Genomic DNA, 16715 nt, shown 5'->3' with positions numbered 1-16715 from the left:
ATTACTCAATAATTTTAAGATAATCAATTGTTTTGGTGAGTTCTTTTGTACGTAACATGATTTTCTTTAAGACAGCTAAATTGATATCAGATAGTTTTTTAACATAAATACAACTTTTACCCATTTCAAATTTTCCTAAACTTGCAAGTTCTGGATAATCTGCTGCAACATAAGTAACATAAAGTGTGATTGAAGATTTACGGTTTGCAATACCAAGCAGTGGCATATTACCTTCAGTACCTGTTGGGTACTTATAATGTAAATTACCAAATCCAATGATAGAACCCCAAAGTTTAGACTCAAGTCCTGAGACTTCCTTCATAACTTTTAAGATTTCAGAAATTTCTGATTTCCTTGGTTCATCAATTAAATTTAAGAATTCTTCAATTGAGTGGTTTGTTATTGTTATTTTAGACTCCTTAGGTATTTTGCAACACCATCTGAGATTTTTAATCCATCATAAACGGATTTAGCAATTTGGAGTTTACCACCAATACAGTCACCACCTGCAAAGATACCTTTGATGTTGGTTGACATATGTTCATCAACTAAGATATTTGAGTGTTCCATGACAACCCCAAGTTTTAATGCAAGTTCTGAAGCAGTTGGGAATCCGATTGCTACAAAGACACCTTGCACATCGTAAAGTTCACCATCTTTAGTTTCAATTTGTCTTAATCTTGTATCACCTTTAAGTGCTTTAATAGGCGATTTAACGACCATACATTTATCAGATTCGTATGAATCACCTTCTGTAAATATCATAAAGTCATCTGTGTAGTTTTCCAAGACTGCAAGTTCCTGTTCCATATAAGAACCACTACCAACAATTGCAACTTTTTTCTTTTTATAGAAGAATCCATCACAGGTTGCACATTGATGCAGACCCTTACCTTTAAATTCTCTAAAACCAGGTACTCTTAATGGTAATCTGTTTTTACCGGTTGCAAGTACTACGGTCTTTGATTGATAAATTGAGTGCGTAGTTTTTACCTCAAAACCACCTTCAATTTTATCAATACTTAAGACAGCTTCCATTTGAACTTGGATGCCTAAGTGTTGAGCTTGTTTAATACCATGTAAGATCATCTCTTGTCCAGGGATTGGAAATAAACCATAAAAGTTAGAGACGATATCATGATTTGTTAATTGACCTAAGTCTTTACCAAAGACTAAGACATCTTTGTTGAGTTGATTCAAATAGATTGCAGCAGAAATACCAGCTGGACCTACCCCTACAATGATGACATCTTTCATAACTTTAACCAAGATTCGACTGTTTTTTTACTTTGTAAACCTGTAAGTTCTCTTAATAACTTACCATCTTTAAATAGAAGGAGTGTTGGAAGACTCATCACATCATAAGAATCTGCAATTTCAGATTCATTTTCAATATTGAGTTTATATACCTTTAGTTTTCCGTAATAATCTTCAGAAATCTCTTCTAAGATTTCTTCGTAAGCCTCACAACCACGACACCATTGTGCAAAAAAATCAACGAGTACATATTGGTCAGTATTTAAGACTAAATTTTGGAAACTTTCTTTGTCTAATTCAAACAGCATATCTATTTCCTTTCATCTCTTTTATTATATCTTAACTTTATCGAAAATATCATTATTCAATGATATAATAGAAAAGATAAGACAGGGTGAATTAAATTGATAAAAATCGACCACTTAAAATTTACATATGATGATAAAAAAGATGTCATTGAAGACCTATCACTTGAGATTAAAAAAGGATCTTGGGTATCTATTTTAGGTCATAATGGATCAGGAAAATCAACGCTTGCTAAGCTTTTAGTTGGATTACTTAAAGCAGAAAGTGGTGATATTTTTGTTGATGGCATCGAAATGAGCGAACAAAATGTACATCAAATTAGAAAGAAAATCGGGATTGTATTCCAAAACCCCGACAATCAATTTGTTGGTGTAACAGTAAAACATGATATCGCGTTTGGCTTAGAAAATATGCAAGTTCCAAGAAAAGAAATCGTGGAACGTGTTGAAAAGTATGCATCTTTAGTTGGTATGAAAGACTACTTATTAAAAGAACCACAACAATTATCTGGTGGACAAAAACAAAGGGTTGCTATTGCTGGAGCACTTGCAATGCATAAAGATGTCATCATCTTTGATGAAGCAACTTCAATGTTAGACCCGGAAGGTGTTAGAGAAGTTACCAATCTAATTAAAAACTTAAATACTGAATTTAATCAAACCATTATTACGATCACTCATGATTTAGATTTTGCATTAAAGAGTGATTATGCCTTTATTCTTAAAGAAGGTAAATTAATCGGCAGCGGTAAACCTTCAGAACTCTTTTTAGATGAAGCCCTATTAAAGAGTTCTAAATTAAATATTCCTGAAGGTTTACAAATTTACCTTGATTGCTTAAAGGATCCAAATTTGAAAGAAAATAAAGCATTATTAGAGGCATTATGGGCATTCAATTTAAACAAGTAGGCTACGGCTACAGAGGCTTCAAAAAAGTTTATAAAGCATTGAATAAGATTGACCTTACAATTGCAAAAGAAGGTGAATTTGTTGCGATTACAGGACAAACAGGTTCTGGTAAATCAACATTAGTTCAACATATGAATGCACTTCTTAAACCAACTGAAGGTGAAGTCAACATTCTAGGTACAATCTTACCAACAAAGAAGAAAACTAAAGTTAACCATTTACGTCAAAAGGTTGGACTTGTTTTCCAATTCCCAGAATACCAATTATTTGAGATATCTATTTTAAAAGATGTTGAATTCGGTCCTTCTAACTTTAAAGATACTAAACCTTATGCAAATCAATATGCAGTGGAAGCTTTAAAGACCGTGGGTATTGATGAATCACTTTATCAGGAGTCACCATTTAGAATCTCAGGTGGACAAATGAGAAGAGTTGCTATTGCAGGTATTCTTGCAATGAAACCGAATATTTTGGTATTAGATGAACCAACCCGTGGGCTAGATCCACAAGGTAAAGACGATATTATGGATTTATTTAAAGAAATTCATGATAAAGAAAATAAATCCATTGTTCTAATTACGCATGATATGGATATCGTTGCTAAATATGCAAAACGTGTCATTGTTTTAGATAAAGGCGAAATCGTTTTTGATGGTAAAAAGGAAGAACTTTTCTCACAAGATGTTGAAAAGTTCCACCTAGATTATCCAACATCTATGAAAGTAATGAAGCACTTATCTAAAGAACTTGGTATTAAAGAAAAACTTGTCTTAGATAAAAAAGACCTTCTTAATCATCTTAAGGAGGCTGCAAAATGAATATAAAAATTGGACAATATATTGCAGGGGATTCATTCTTACATAGATTAGACCCAAGAATTAAGATCCTTTCAATGTTACTTTTAATCATTTCTATATTCGTGATACCAGTAGAACTAAATCCTGTTTACATTGGATTTATGATAGGGTTATTCTTATTCTCAATTGGATTAACTTATTTATCTGGTATTCCATTAGGTAAAGTGATGCAAGGTTTAAAAGCAATCGTATTCCTTTTAACCTTTACATTTATGATTCAGCTCTTTACAATTCAACCTGCTGATGAGACACCATTTGTGAACTTACCAATGACATTATCAATCATTAGTATTCCACTCCTAGTGGTATTAACGATTTTCTATCATTTCATTAAACACAAAATTAAATTTAAAACAACTTGGTTTTTCATTTATGTTATTTTAGCTTTTGTGATCCAATGGGCAGTTATTGCTTATATACCAAATGTAGGATTAAACTTTGATTACGACTTTATGGTCTATCCATCAGGACTCTTAAGAGCTGGATTTATTTTCTTAAGAATTGTTTCAGTTATGATCATTGCATCACTGCTTACATTTACAACTTCAACAATTGAACTCAATGATGGTCTTGAATCATTAATGAAACCATTAAGATTGATTAAGATTCCAACATATATCTTTTCAATGATGATTTCATTGACTTTAAGAAGTATTCCAACACTTTTAGAAGAAACTGAAAAGATTTTAAAAGCTCAAACTTCACGTGGAGCTGATTTTGCAGAAAGTTCATTTAAAGATAAGATTGGACAAATCATTGCATTATTAATTCCAGTCTTTGTCATTTCATTTAACAGAGCAGAAGACTTATCTAATGCAATGGAAGCACGTGGTTATATTATTGGTGCACCAAGAACTAAAATAGATACATACAAGATTGATACAAAAGACATTGTAACCATGGTCTTAATGTCAATTCTATTAATTTCTGTTGTGGTGATTCGTTATGCGGTATAAAGCAATCATTGCTTATGAAGGGACACAATATAGTGGCTATCAGACGCAAGAAAAAGAAACTACAATTCAAGGTACTTTTGAAAAAGCATTAAGACTGATGACACAACTTGAGATTCCAACCTTTGCAGCAAGTAGAACAGATAAAGGTGTACATGCGCTTTATCAAGTGACTCACTTTGATGCACCGATGGATATCCCAAATGAGAAATGGATTTACGGTTTAAATATTCGCCTACCAGGCGATATTAGAGTTCTAAAAGTAGCTAAGGTCAAAGATACCTTCCATGCTAGATTTGATGCTAAATCAAAGATTTATACATATAAAATCAGTAAAAAGGAAGTTTCAGCATTTGAATCAAACCATGAAGTATATGTTAGAAACTTTGATATCAATTTAGTCAAAGATGAATTAGAAGATATTGTTGGCACACATGACTTTTCAGCGTTTTCTCCAAATAAAGAAAACAAACCACCTGTAAAGACAATTTATAGTTTTACATACAAAGAAACCAAAACACATTATATTTTTAAAATTCATGGCAATCATTTCTTACGTTACATGGTTCGAAGTATTATGGGTAATGTGATTGCAATTGCAACAAATAAAAAACCAAAAGGGCATTTGAAAGAAATGCTTGAAACAAAAAACAGATTATTAACTGCAAAGACTGCACCTGCCTGTGGTCTATATTTAACAAGAATTTACTACAAATAAGTAGTTACATTAGGGAGGAAACATCATGTTTATTACATTTGAAGGTGGAGAAGGTAGTGGAAAGACTACCATTATTGCCAAATTAAAAGAAACTTTAGAACAAAAAGGTATTTCGGTTGTTACAACAAGGGAACCAGGAGGTTCTTCAATTGCAGAACAAATTCGTGAAGTGTTATTAAACAATAAGAACACAGATTTAAAACCACATACCGAAGCATTATTATTTGCAGCTAGTCGTGCGCAACATTTAGATGAAGTGATCATCCCTAATTTAGACAAGGTTATTTTATGTGACCGTTATATTGATTCATCCTTTGCATACCAAGCATATGGTAGAGATTTAGGTATGGATTTTGTTAAGAAGGTTAACGATTATGCATTATGTTATATGCCTGATTTAACATTCTATATTGATTTAGACCATGAAGTTGGACTTGCAAGAGTATCTAAAAGTAGAAGTCATAAGAAAGATAGACTAGATTCTGAACAAACAATTTTCCATGATAAGGTGAGAAGTGGTTATTTAGAACTAGCAAAAACAGAAAAACGTTATAAAGTGATCAACGGTAATCAAGACGTTGAATCTATTTATAACGAAATTTTAAATGTAATTTTAGAGAGATTATGAAAAACGTCATTGAGCATTTTAAATATACAATTGAAAAGAACCGCTTAAGTCACCTTTATATTTTAAGTGGTGGTTCAAGCTTAAGACAAAAAAGAATTGTAAGAGAACTTGCATTTCTTATTTTTGCTGCAGCTAACGATAATCCAAGTTTAAAACATCAGCTTGAAACGGATAATTATCCTAACTTTGTATATTTAGCTAAAGACGGACAATCAATAAAAAAAGAACAAGTATTAAACCTACAAGAAGAGTTTTCAAAAACATCTTTAGTTAAAGGACCTAGAGTGTACATTGTTGAAAGTGCTGATACGATGTCGCATGCAGCTGCAAACTCACTTTTAAAATTTTTAGAAGAACCTAAAGATGATCAAACAGTTGGTTTTCTTTTAACAGAAGACCAATCATTAGTTTTACCAACCATCAAATCACGTTCTCAAGTGATTTTACTTGAAGAAGAAACAGATGAAGATTTTATTAAATCATTAACGGATCAACAAGTACCACTCAAAGAAGCGTACTATTTAACAGTCTTAACGAAAGACTATGAAGAAGCGATGCTACTTTTAGAAGATGCACACTTCCAAAAAGCATGCCAATCATTTGAAGATTTACTTTCTCATTTCTTAAGTCCTAAAGTACCGCTTTCTTTACTCATGTATGATTTAGAAAGAAGTTTCTTTGATTCTAAAGAATGGTTAATTTATATTTTTGAACTCTTATCTAAAGTCATGTTAGATATCATTCATACACATATGAATCAAAAAATAGACTTTGAAATTCATAAAGAATCAATTCTTTCTTTAGTACCTAAGTTTTCAAATAAGAAAGCAGAAAAGATGATTCGACTTTTGTATGACACAATCAAGAGTTTCAGATTACCTGTGAATGTATCAATGACACTTCAAGCAACCGGTATAGAAATTGAAGGTATTTTAAAAGATGACAACGCGTGATTTACTAGGCACTAACTTAACGATTACAAGTGAAGTTGGTAAAGCATTTAATTTAGATACCATTGTTTTATCTGATTTTGTTAGAATCCCCAAAGGTACAAAGTCTATTTTAGATGTTGGATGTGGTAATGGGGCGATTATGATGTATTTATCTCAAAAGACAGATGCTAAGATTTATGGTGCTGAAATTCAAGCACATAGATATGAAGTTGCCTTAAAAAATATCGCATTAAACAACTTAGAAGAAAGACTCTCAGTTTATCACACAGATATTAAAACATTTAACCCTAAAACAGTTTTTGATATCATTGTTTCTAATCCACCTTTTTTCAAAGTTACTGGTGAAACAAAAAGAAGTGTTGATATGGATATGGAAATTGCTAAGCATGAGTTGACACTGAATTTAAAAGATTTAGTTTCATCTGTTAGAAAACATATCAAACATGGTGGTTTATTCTTCATGGTTCACAAAGCAGACCGATTAGAAGATATTATGCTAACTTTAAATGAAAATGAGTTTAAAGTTAAAAGAATACGCTTTGTGCATCCTACTGAATCAAGTGAACCTAATCAAGTTTTAATTGAAGCACGCTACAAAGGTAATGGCAGTTTAACTGTGATGCCACCACTCTTTCAATATAAAGGTGATGCTTATAGTGATGAAATGAAATCCATTTACGAAGGGAGAAGTTATAAATTATGAAAGTTCAAGAAAGTTTTAAGGATGAGAACATTCAACTTTATATTGTCTCAACGCCAATTGGAAATTTAAGTGATATCACATTTCGTGCACTTGCAACTTTAAAATCAGTTGATTTAATTTTATGTGAGGATACAAGAGTAACCATTAAACTTTTAAGACATTATGATATTTCAACACCACTTGAAAGTTATCAAAAGTTTAATGAAAAAGAAAAACTTGAAGAAATTATTGAGTTTTTAAAAGAAGGTAAAAGGGTAGCACTAGTTTCAGATGCTGGGACTCCACTTGTAAATGATCCTGGATTTATTTTAGTTAAGGAAGCTATTGAACATGAAATTCCAGTTATTGCAATTCCTGGAGCAAGTTCAATACTCACAAGTTTAGTTGCATCAGGCCTACTTCCTCAACCATTTACATTTGTTGGATTTTTACCAAGAAAACAAAGTGAAGCAAGATTTATTTTAGAACGTTATAAAGGTAGAGAAGAAACCTTAGTTTTCTTTGAATCTCCATTACGTATTTCTAAAACTTTAGAAGAAATGTATGACGTTTTAGGTGATAGACGTTTAGTTCTAGCAAGAGAACTCACTAAAAAGTTTGAAACTTTCTATCGTGGTTCATTAAAAACGATGAAAGATGCTGAATTTGATACACGTGGTGAATATGTGATTCTACTTGAAGGTGAATTCAAGAAAGAAGAAATGATTTTAGACATCGTCACACAAGTAAACCTCTTTATTGAAGAAGGCTTATCTGAGAAAGAAGCTTTAAAGAAAGTTGCTAAGATGTTAGGTGTTCATAAATCAGAAGTTTATAAAGCATATAAAATCGTTAAACCTGAGTAGAAATAATAAATTATTTAATATATAATAATAAGTGAATTAAATCATACGATGATAAAGAGGTCGTATAGTAATTATTTAAGAGAGTCTCTGGCTGGTGAGAAGAGATATAAGAACTATACTTATGGCTTTTGAGTATCTTATTCGATAGGTAGAGTAAGACGGGGTTACTTACGTTACAAGTTAAGAGGGCTAGAGTAATCTAGAACTAAGGTGGTACCGCGGATAACAATTCGTCCTTAGATTGTTTTTAAATCTAAGGATTTTTTTATGGAGGAAATTATGGAAAAGAAACCATATTATATATCAACAGCAATTGCATATGCATCAGCAATTCCACACATTGGTAATGTTTATGAAGTGATCTTAGCAGACGCGATTGCGCGCTATAAGAGATTAACCGGATTTGATGTGTATTTTCAAACTGGAACTGATGAACATGGTCAAAAGATTGAAAATAAAGCGAAACAACAAGACTTAAATCCACAAGCATATGTTGATATGATTTCAGGTGAAATCAAACGTATTTATGATTTAGTTGGTGTTTCATATGATAAGTTTGTTAGAACATCAGACCCACAACATAAAGCTGTTGTACAAAAGATTTTTGATAAACTTTTAAAACAAGGTGATATTTATTTAGGTAAATATGAAGGTTGGTACTCAATTGCAGATGAGGCATTCCTTGGGGATGATGAAATTGTTGATGGAAAAGGACCGAGTGGTGACATTCCTGTTTGGATGAGTGAAGATACTTACTTCTTAAAATTATCTAAATATCAACAAAGATTATTAAAGCATATTGAAGAAAACCCTGAATTCATTCAACCTGAATCAAGAAAAAATGAAGTCCTTCAAAACTTCTTAAAAGAAGAGTTACCTGATTTATCAGTTTCTAGAACTTCATTTAAATGGGGGATTCCAGTACTTGCAGATAACAAGCATATTACGTATGTATGGATTGATGCGTTATCAAACTATATTACAGGTATCGGATATGATCTTGAAAATCCTGCTGAAAACTTTAAAAAGTTCTGGCCTGCTGATGTACATTTAATTGGTAAAGATATCATTAGATTCCATGTCATTTACTGGCCAATTATCTTAATGGCATTAGGTGTTCCATTACCTAAGAAGATTTTTGGACATCCTTGGGTATTAGTTGATAAGAATAAAATGAGTAAATCTGTGGGAAATACACTTTACACAGACAAATTAGTACAACACTTTGGTGTAGATGCTGTAAGATATTATGTGTTGCATGAGATTCCTTATGCACAAGATGGTAATATTACCTATGAGTTAATGATTGAACGTACAAATTCAGATCTTGCTAATACATTAGGTAACTTAGTAAACAGAACAATTGGTATGATTAATAAATACCAAGAAGGTATGGTTTATAAGGTACAATTAGATCAAGAACCATTTGAGTATGCATTAAGAGATAAATGCTTAGCATTAGAAGCGAAAGTGACTAAGTTAATGGATGAACTTAAAGTCGGTGATGCACTAGAAGAATTAATCTCAGTTGCAAGAGCTGCCAATAAGTACATTGATTTATCAGAACCATGGAACTTAAACAAAAATGGTGAAAAAGAGAAGTTAAGTCATGTCTTATACAGCTTAGTTGAAACAATCAGAGTTCTTGCAGTTTATCTTCAAGCATTCATTCCAACAACTGCAGCATCCATCTTTGAACAATTAGATTCAAAAGATAAAGATTTTGAAACGGTTAAATCATTTGGTTATTATCCTGAGCAAAAGATTGGTACTGCAAAAGTCTTATTTGAACGTTTTGATCCAGTTAAAAAATTAAACGAAATTATAGGATAAATAGGAATAGTCGAGTATGAACAAATTAATGACATTTTTCAAGTCAGAATTCTTTGCTAAAAAAGTTAAACCAGAATTAAAAAGAACCACAGCGGTTGTAGTATTTACAATCATTTATGGTTTTGGTGTAACTTGGTTCTTAGAGGCATCGGTTGTACCGATGTATACAGGTGGTATTCCAGGGATTGCACAGTTACTGCGTGACCTGATTAAATATACCTTTGGTGTGGATATGTCTGGCTGGGAAGGATTATTCCTTGGGGGATTCATCATTGCAGCAAACATTCCAATTCTCATTTTAGGATGGTTTGGTGTATCCAAGAAGTTCGTTATTTACTCACTCATTTCAGTATTGATTCAAGCGACAATGCTAGGATATATTCCATATGTTGACTTAGGACTATCAAGTCCTGCGCAAGCTTTAACAGCAACGATTTTAGGTGGTATTTTAGTCGGTATTGGTGCTGGTGGTGCACTACGTTATGGTACATCAACAGGTGGACTTGATATTATTGCACAGTATGTTGCGTTAAAGAAGGGTCAATCTGTTGGATTCATCTCAATGATCATGAATATTGCGATTGCAGTATTTGGTGGTTTAATCACAAGTGGTAAGATTTTTGATGAAAACAATATGCCAATTGTTGCAGGTGTTGTCATCTCATATACTATCTTGAGACTTATCGTTTCAACGGTTATGATTGATAGATTACATACCGGATATCAATTTGTTAAAGTCGATATTGTAACCAACAATGCAAATGAAATTGTAACCGATATTTTAACTAAAATTTACCGTGGTGTTACCATGATTAATGTTCAAGGTGGCTACACTAAAACAGATAAAACAATGATTGTTGTTGTCATCTCAAGTTATGAATTAACAAGTATGATTCAAATGATTAATCAAGTTGATAAAAAAGCGTTTATTGTTTGTTCACCAGTTAAAGCTGTCTACGGTAATTTCAAAAAGAAAACCATTGCGTAATTAAACAAAAAACCGCACAACTGTGCGGTTTTATTTATCATTTAGGTTTATACGTTTTTGAAAACTCTCGCATCCACAAGTGGTAATAAGAGGGGTTGTAGATAACTTGCAGCAGTGATACTTGCAACAACACTTCTTAAGTGTGGATAAAGTATTTGAACAGCTGGTATTTGCATAAAGTTTTCAACCTGCTCTTCAGTTGTTTCATTATCAAAAGTAAACTGACCAGTGATAGTAGCAGTTAGGTCGACTGGGAATGGATGATCCATGGTGTTAAAAACCGAAAAAGTTAAACTTAAAATGTAGTTGTAATCAGATACTTTTTCAATCTGTTTAGTGTAGATTGGGTGCATCTGGAAATTACCTTTTAAGTTATGATTGGTAATTGAAACTTTCTTTGTTGAAATGACTGTATTTAAAACTTTCATATTGTTCACATCCTTACAAACATTTTAACATATCAGGACTTAATTCTATGGGAAATCTATGAAAAAGTTGCTTAGTTATACTAAAAATGAAGAATTATTGGAAAGTTGTTGACAATTATACTATAGTATAGTAAGATATTTGACGGTACATATTTAAACCTTAGATTTTCCACAAAGCCCTTATATAACTTATAAGGAGAAGGTAACGAAACATGAAAACATTTATGGCAAATGAAGGCAATATCACTAGAAAGTGGTATGTCGTAGACGCTGAAGGTAAAACTTTAGGTCGTTTAGCAACAGTAGTTGCATCAGTATTACGTGGTAAACATAAACCAACTTACACTCCACATGTAGACGCTGGTGATTATGTAATTATCATTAACGCAGACAAAATTAAATTAACTGGTAACAAATGGAATGACAAGTTCTACTACAGTCACTCTGGTTACAACGGTGGTTTATCAAAAATTGCTGCTAAAGATTTAATGGACAAGAAACCAACTGCAATCGTTGAAAAAGCGATCAAAGGTATGGTTCCACGCAACAGATTAGGTGCAGATGTCCTAAGAAAACTTTTTGTTTATGCTGGTCCTGAACATAAACATCAAGCTCAACAACCAGAAAGTTTAGAGGTATAATCAGATGGCAAAAGAACTCGTACAATACTTTGGAACAGGCCGCAGAAAATCATCTGTAGCTCGTGTTATTTTAACTCCAGGTAAAGGTCAAATCGTTATTAACGGTAGAACTTTCGAAGATTATTTACCATCAGCTGCTACACGTTTAGACGTTTTACAACCATTAACTTTAACTTCTAACGAAGGTAAATTCGATGTTGTTGCTAACGTTAACGGTGGTGGTTTAACAGGACAAGCCGGAGCAATCCGTTTAGGTATTACAAGAGCGTTAATGGAAGTTGATGCTGACTTAAGAAAAACTCTTAAACCAGCTGGCTTAGTTACACGTGATCCACGTGCGAAAGAACGTAAAAAATACGGTCTTAAGAAAGCGCGTAAAGCATCTCAATTCTCTAAGAGATAATTTCAAAGAAGGAAGCCTAATTGGTTTCCTTTTTTCTTTTCTAAGGTATAATGAACCTATAAAAAGTAAAGGAAAAACGTAGAATGGACTTTTCAAAAAAACAGATTTCATTATTAGTTTCACTCGCTTTAACAATTATGTCGATTATATTTGTGTCAACCATGACATTCTATAATTTGAATATGGGCATCCTTGGAAATTATGCACTTGAGTATTCACATATTGCATATGGTGCATCGTTTAATTTCTTTGGAAATCAACAAATATTTGAGGCAAGTATTATCAACCAATTAGCATATTATTTCTTGTTACTTGGACTATTCTTATTACTTGCAAAACTATTCTTTAAGCCAGTAACAAGAACCAAAGAAATCGGTTATTTAGGCTTTATCGTCTTATTTATCAGTGCATTAATCTTTGTCTTCTCAAAAGAATTTATCGTCCAAACAGATCCAGATGCAACTTATAACATTGAAACACTAACTGGTGTCACATTAACATTTGTAACAACATTACTTGCATCATTTGGATTTTTAATTTCAGAAGTCATTAAGTAAATAAAGACTTAATTTAAAGTAAACTTTAAAAGAAGGTAGAATGAAAAATTCTACTTTCTTTTTTCTTTTTGCGGATGATGTTAAAATATAGGTATTAAAAATAGGGGAATGAATATGGATCAATCTAAAAAGAATTCTTTAAGACTAACTGCACTCACACTTGCATTAATTTCTTTTGTATTTATGATGACGCTAGATTACTTTAAAATCAATGTGATACTTTTTGGTAGTTTTTCATTTAATTTCATGGAGATAGCTTTTGGTGGTACTGTAAAAGTCATGGGTGAAGATCGTCAAGTTTTTACTGCAAGTGTCGTTAATATTATTGCAGTAGTTTTTAGTGGACTCAGTGTATTATCTTTGATTTACACTGTCCTAAACAAAAACTACAGAGAAGATAGAGGTACTGCGAAATTCACAATTGTCTTCTTAGTAGTTGCAGCATTTATTGTCATGTTTTCTGAGAACTTCATTGTGAAAGCCAATCCTGATGCCAATTATAATATATCAACTGAAGGGGCTGTAGTTCTGACATTTTTAACACTTTTAGGATCAGCATTTTGTATGTTGCTTGTTCATATGTCAGAGAAAGCATAAAATAATTTGATTCAAAGTTAAAGTAAACTTTAAAAGAAGGTAGAATGAAAAATTCTACTTTCTTTTTTCTTTTTGCAACTTATAGGCTGTTTAAGTAAAATAAACTTGTTTATTTAGTATAAATAACATATAATTATATTTGCGAAATGAGGAATTACTATGAAGAAAGTACGCGCAAGATACGCTCCTTCACCAACTGGTCTATTACATATTGGTAATGCAAGAACTGCATTATTTAATTATTTATTTGCAAGACACTATGGTGGTGACTTCATTATTCGTATTGAAGACACTGACGTTGCAAGAAACGTTCCTGGTGGAGAAGAGTCACAATTACATTATTTAAAATGGTTAGGTTTAACCTGGGATGAAGGTCCAGATATTGGTGGGCCTTTTGGACCATATCATCAATTAAAGAGATTAGATTTATATAAAAAATATGCAGACCAATTATTAGAACAAGGTCTAGCTTACAAGGACTATAAAGAAAATAGTACAAAGTATGCAATTCGCTTTAAAGTTCCTGAAGGTAAAACATATGTTTTCGATGATGTCATTCGTGGACGTTTATCATTTGATTCAAAAGAAGTTGAAGACTGGATCATTGTAAAAGACAATGGTATTCCAACTTATAACTTCGCTGTTGTTATCGATGATCACTTCATGGAAATCACCCATGTATTTAGAGGTGAAGAACATATTACAAATACACCTAAACAAATCATGGTATATGAAGCATTTGGATGGGAAGTCCCAACATTTGGTCATATGACAATTATTGTGAATGAAAACAAGAAGAAATTATCTAAACGTGATACCAATACAGTTCAATTCATTGGTGAATATCACAAGATGGGATATCTACCACAAGCAATGCTTAATTTCTTAAGCTTACTTGGTTGGTCACCAACTGGTGAAAACGAAATTTTAGGTCATGATGAGCTTGTCTCATTATTTGATGAAAAACGTTTATCAGCAGCACCTTCATATTTTGATAAACAAAAGTTAGCATATATCAACTCAAGATATATGAAACTATTATCAATGGATGAATTAAAAGATTTAACAAGACCATTCTTAGTAGAAGCTGGAATTGAGATTCCATCTGAAGTATGGTTTGAAAATTTACTTGCTGTATTAAAAGATCGTCTATCTTATGGTCAAGAAATTGTTAAATACTATAATGAGTTCTTCCATAATACATTCACTATTAGTGAAGAAGTTATGGCCGAAATGGAAGCATTTGACTATCTTCCTGTGTTACAATTATTAAGAGAAAAGTTTGAAGCACTTGATTTTAACGACGCAGACCTAATTAACCAAACCATTGGTTCAGTAGGTAAAGAGCTTAATGTTAAAGGTAAAGGACTCTTCATGCCAGTTCGTATTGCAACAACTGGTGAAGCACATGGCCCAAGTTTACCTGTTTCTCTCCTACTCTTAGGAAAAGAAAAAGTACTCAGCCGTTTAAACCAAATTCTAGAGAAAAAAGGGAGTTAATGCATGAAAAAAGTATTCGTCTTACTTACAATGATGGCAACTCTACTCTTAGTTGCTTGTACACAAGGTGTGCAATCAAATGCAAGAGCAGTCGTATCATCATATAACCCAACTACAAACTCAGTTTCATTTAAGGTTGAAGTTAGAGACCCAAATAATGAACTTGAAAACAGAGATTTCAAGATCGTATTAGAAGGTCCAGATAACTTCAAAAAAGAAGTTAACCAAACAATTGCTAAAAACGTAACAAAAACAATTTCAATTGATGGTCTATCACGTACAACAACTTATGCTTTATCTGTATTCGGTACAAAAGATGGTGCAGAGTTCCAATTATATAGAACAAATACAGCTTTTGAAACTTTAGCACAAGGTGATACACAAGAAGATCCATTATTCATTTCAACACCAGAAAAATTCCAAGCTTTAGGTGACAAAGATTCTGGTAATCATAAGAGACACTTTAAATTAACAGCAGACTTAGATTTTGAAGGTGCTGAATTTACACCACTCTTCACATCAGGTACTCCATTTACAGGTTCTGTTGATGGTGATGGTCATACAATCAAAAATTTAAAGATTACAGTAAAAGCTAATGTAAATAGAAGTTATCTTTCAATCTTTGGTTATGCATCACGTGCTACAATCAAAAATATTAATTTTGAAAATATTTTAATCGACAATAATGAACAACCTTATACAGGTATTCATTATGTAGGTGTTGTTGTTTCTAAAGTTTCAAACAATGACTTTGTTATGGAAAACATTACAATCGACAATGCTTCAATCACAATTCGTCATAACATTAACCAAAGTGCTTTAAACAGAAACCTATATTCTGGTTTAGTTGGTGGTTCACTACAAGGTAAAATATCAAACATTGTTGTTACAAACTCTGAATTAAACATTTCACAATACGCTGTCAATGGTACTTATTCAAATAATGATCCTGCAACTGCTGGAACATATGTTGGTGGTATTGCTGGTTTAATTGAACAAGATAAAGGTGTTTCAATTGGTAAACTTGCAGTAATTGATTCATCTATTGATGTTTATATCAACCAAGATAAGAAAGCTCTTGGTGGTGGATTATTATTCGTCGGTGGTATCTTCGGTGCAAACCGTAGTGATAAAAGTGTACAAGAACTTGTATCAAATGCTGAAATTAACGTTGAAATTAAACGTCATGCTGATACAGAAAATACAAAACTAGATACACTTTATGTTGGTGGTATCATGGGTACACTCTTAAAAGCAAATGCAACAAACATTTACTATTTTGGAGATATCACTGTTGAATACGATGCAGTGATGAAAGAAATCTTCGCAGCACACTTAATTGCATCAACAACAAGATCAACAACAAATGCACTTGCAAGTGGTTCAATTATGATCACTGCACCAAATGTTTTCAGTTCAACACTAGATGTTTATAACTATTTATCATTTGGTCCATGGAACAAACTTGCAGCAGTTAAAATCTTAGATGCAGCATTAATCAAGTTTAATGATCAAGAAACAGATTTAAGTGGTTACGAAGTGATTGCGGATGGTCAATCAGCTCTAACTTCAGAATTCGTTAAAAACTATCTTTCATAAAAAAATAGGTCATATCCAAAATGGATGTGACCTTTTTCTTA

At 32.3% G+C, this 16715-nt stretch carries 20 protein-coding genes and 1 other annotated feature; of the genes, 16 read left to right on the top strand and 4 right to left on the bottom strand.

The window, feature by feature from the left end; genetic code table 11:
• Position 1: 1 nt before the first annotated feature.
• The 3 genes from JV173_RS05260 to trxA form a co-directional block, all read right to left on the bottom strand.
• Positions 2 to 343: a DUF1801 domain-containing protein gene (locus tag JV173_RS05260; protein ID WP_307836873.1), complete on the bottom strand. Its 342-nt coding sequence runs from the start codon at positions 341 to 343 to the stop codon at positions 2 to 4.
• 62 nt (positions 344 to 405) lie between these two features.
• Complete coding sequence (locus JV173_RS05255) at positions 406 to 1257, bottom strand: NAD(P)/FAD-dependent oxidoreductase (RefSeq protein ID WP_205735244.1); 852 nt, start codon at positions 1255 to 1257, stop codon at positions 406 to 408.
• Entirely contained in the window at positions 1254 to 1565 is a 312-nt protein-coding gene (trxA, locus tag JV173_RS05250) for a thioredoxin (protein WP_205735243.1), read from the bottom strand. Before trxA ends, JV173_RS05255 begins: the two co-directional genes overlap by 4 nt.
• Before the next feature lie 96 nt (positions 1566 to 1661).
• On the opposite strand from trxA, the gene JV173_RS05245 reads away from it, so the two are divergent.
• The 10 genes from JV173_RS05245 to JV173_RS05200 all read left to right on the top strand — a co-directional run bounded on the left by JV173_RS05245 (position 1662) and on the right by JV173_RS05200 (position 10949).
• Positions 1662 to 2471 carry an energy-coupling factor transporter ATPase gene (locus JV173_RS05245; protein ID WP_240453017.1) on the top strand — a complete coding sequence of 270 codons (810 nt, stop codon included), beginning with the start codon at positions 1662 to 1664 and terminating at the stop codon, positions 2469 to 2471.
• A complete protein-coding gene (locus JV173_RS05240) occupies positions 2447 to 3289 on the top strand; it encodes an energy-coupling factor transporter ATPase (protein WP_205735242.1) in 843 nt (280 codons plus the stop codon). The genes JV173_RS05245 and JV173_RS05240 overlap by 25 nt, the downstream gene beginning before the upstream one ends.
• Positions 3286 to 4284, top strand: a complete 999-nt coding sequence (locus tag JV173_RS05235; RefSeq protein WP_205735241.1) for an energy-coupling factor transporter transmembrane component T family protein — start codon at positions 3286 to 3288, stop codon at positions 4282 to 4284. Before JV173_RS05240 ends, JV173_RS05235 begins: the two co-directional genes overlap by 4 nt.
• Positions 4274 to 4999, top strand: a complete 726-nt coding sequence (gene truA, locus JV173_RS05230; RefSeq protein WP_205735240.1) for a tRNA pseudouridine(38-40) synthase TruA — start codon at positions 4274 to 4276, stop codon at positions 4997 to 4999. Before JV173_RS05235 ends, truA begins: the two co-directional genes overlap by 11 nt.
• A gap of 25 nt (positions 5000 to 5024) precedes the next feature.
• Positions 5025 to 5627: a dTMP kinase gene (tmk, locus tag JV173_RS05225; protein WP_205735239.1), complete on the top strand. Its 603-nt coding sequence runs from the start codon at positions 5025 to 5027 to the stop codon at positions 5625 to 5627.
• Entirely contained in the window at positions 5624 to 6580 is a 957-nt protein-coding gene (locus tag JV173_RS05220) for a DNA polymerase III delta subunit-related protein (RefSeq protein WP_205735238.1), read from the top strand. The genes tmk and JV173_RS05220 overlap by 4 nt, the downstream gene beginning before the upstream one ends.
• Positions 6567 to 7283, top strand: coding sequence for a tRNA1(Val) (adenine(37)-N6)-methyltransferase (locus JV173_RS05215; RefSeq protein ID WP_205735237.1), 717 nt, complete (start codon positions 6567 to 6569; stop codon positions 7281 to 7283). Before JV173_RS05220 ends, JV173_RS05215 begins: the two co-directional genes overlap by 14 nt.
• Positions 7280 to 8128, top strand: coding sequence for a 16S rRNA (cytidine(1402)-2'-O)-methyltransferase (rsmI, locus tag JV173_RS05210; RefSeq protein ID WP_205735236.1), 849 nt, complete (start codon positions 7280 to 7282; stop codon positions 8126 to 8128). The genes JV173_RS05215 and rsmI overlap by 4 nt, the downstream gene beginning before the upstream one ends.
• A gap of 39 nt (positions 8129 to 8167) precedes the next feature.
• Positions 8168 to 8369: a binding site (T-box leader), on the top strand.
• 38 nt (positions 8370 to 8407) lie between these two features.
• Positions 8408 to 9961: a methionine--tRNA ligase gene (gene metG / locus JV173_RS05205; RefSeq protein WP_205735235.1), complete on the top strand. Its 1554-nt coding sequence runs from the start codon at positions 8408 to 8410 to the stop codon at positions 9959 to 9961.
• Positions 9962 to 9977: 16 nt separating this feature from the next.
• Positions 9978 to 10949, top strand: a complete 972-nt coding sequence (locus JV173_RS05200; protein WP_205735234.1) for a YitT family protein — start codon at positions 9978 to 9980, stop codon at positions 10947 to 10949.
• 47 nt (positions 10950 to 10996) lie between these two features.
• Here the strand turns inward: JV173_RS05200 and JV173_RS05195 are convergent, their stop codons facing one another.
• Positions 10997 to 11377, bottom strand: coding sequence for a protein-export chaperone SecB (locus tag JV173_RS05195; RefSeq protein ID WP_205735233.1), 381 nt, complete (start codon positions 11375 to 11377; stop codon positions 10997 to 10999).
• Between the two features lie 212 nt (positions 11378 to 11589).
• Between JV173_RS05195 and rplM the strand changes: the two genes are divergently transcribed.
• The 6 genes from rplM to JV173_RS05165 all read left to right on the top strand — a co-directional run bounded on the left by rplM (position 11590) and on the right by JV173_RS05165 (position 16674).
• Positions 11590 to 12018 (top strand): 50S ribosomal protein L13, encoded by a 429-nt coding sequence (rplM, locus tag JV173_RS05190; RefSeq protein WP_205735232.1) that lies wholly within the window; start codon positions 11590 to 11592, stop codon positions 12016 to 12018.
• A gap of 4 nt (positions 12019 to 12022) precedes the next feature.
• Positions 12023 to 12421 carry a 30S ribosomal protein S9 gene (gene rpsI / locus JV173_RS05185; RefSeq protein ID WP_205735231.1) on the top strand — a complete coding sequence of 133 codons (399 nt, stop codon included), beginning with the start codon at positions 12023 to 12025 and terminating at the stop codon, positions 12419 to 12421.
• A gap of 83 nt (positions 12422 to 12504) precedes the next feature.
• Positions 12505 to 12978, top strand: coding sequence for a hypothetical protein (locus JV173_RS05180; protein ID WP_205735230.1), 474 nt, complete (start codon positions 12505 to 12507; stop codon positions 12976 to 12978).
• 114 nt (positions 12979 to 13092) lie between these two features.
• A complete protein-coding gene (locus JV173_RS05175) occupies positions 13093 to 13575 on the top strand; it encodes a hypothetical protein (protein ID WP_205735229.1) in 483 nt (160 codons plus the stop codon).
• Between the two features lie 159 nt (positions 13576 to 13734).
• A complete protein-coding gene (gltX, locus tag JV173_RS05170; protein WP_205735228.1) occupies positions 13735 to 15075 on the top strand; it encodes a glutamate--tRNA ligase in 1341 nt (446 codons plus the stop codon).
• A 3-nt stretch (positions 15076 to 15078) separates the two neighbouring features.
• On the top strand, positions 15079 to 16674 hold the full coding sequence (locus JV173_RS05165; protein ID WP_205735227.1) for a M26 family metallopeptidase: 1596 nt from the start codon (positions 15079 to 15081) through the stop codon (positions 16672 to 16674).
• Positions 16675 to 16715 lie beyond the last annotated feature (41 nt).

This window comes from Acholeplasma equirhinis (genome assembly GCF_017052655.1).
Classification (GTDB): domain Bacteria; phylum Bacillota_I; class Bacilli_A; order Acholeplasmatales; family Acholeplasmataceae; genus Acholeplasma; species Acholeplasma equirhinis.
The sequence above is the reverse complement of the archived record's forward strand: the minus strand, read 5'-3'. Positions and strand labels throughout refer to the sequence as shown.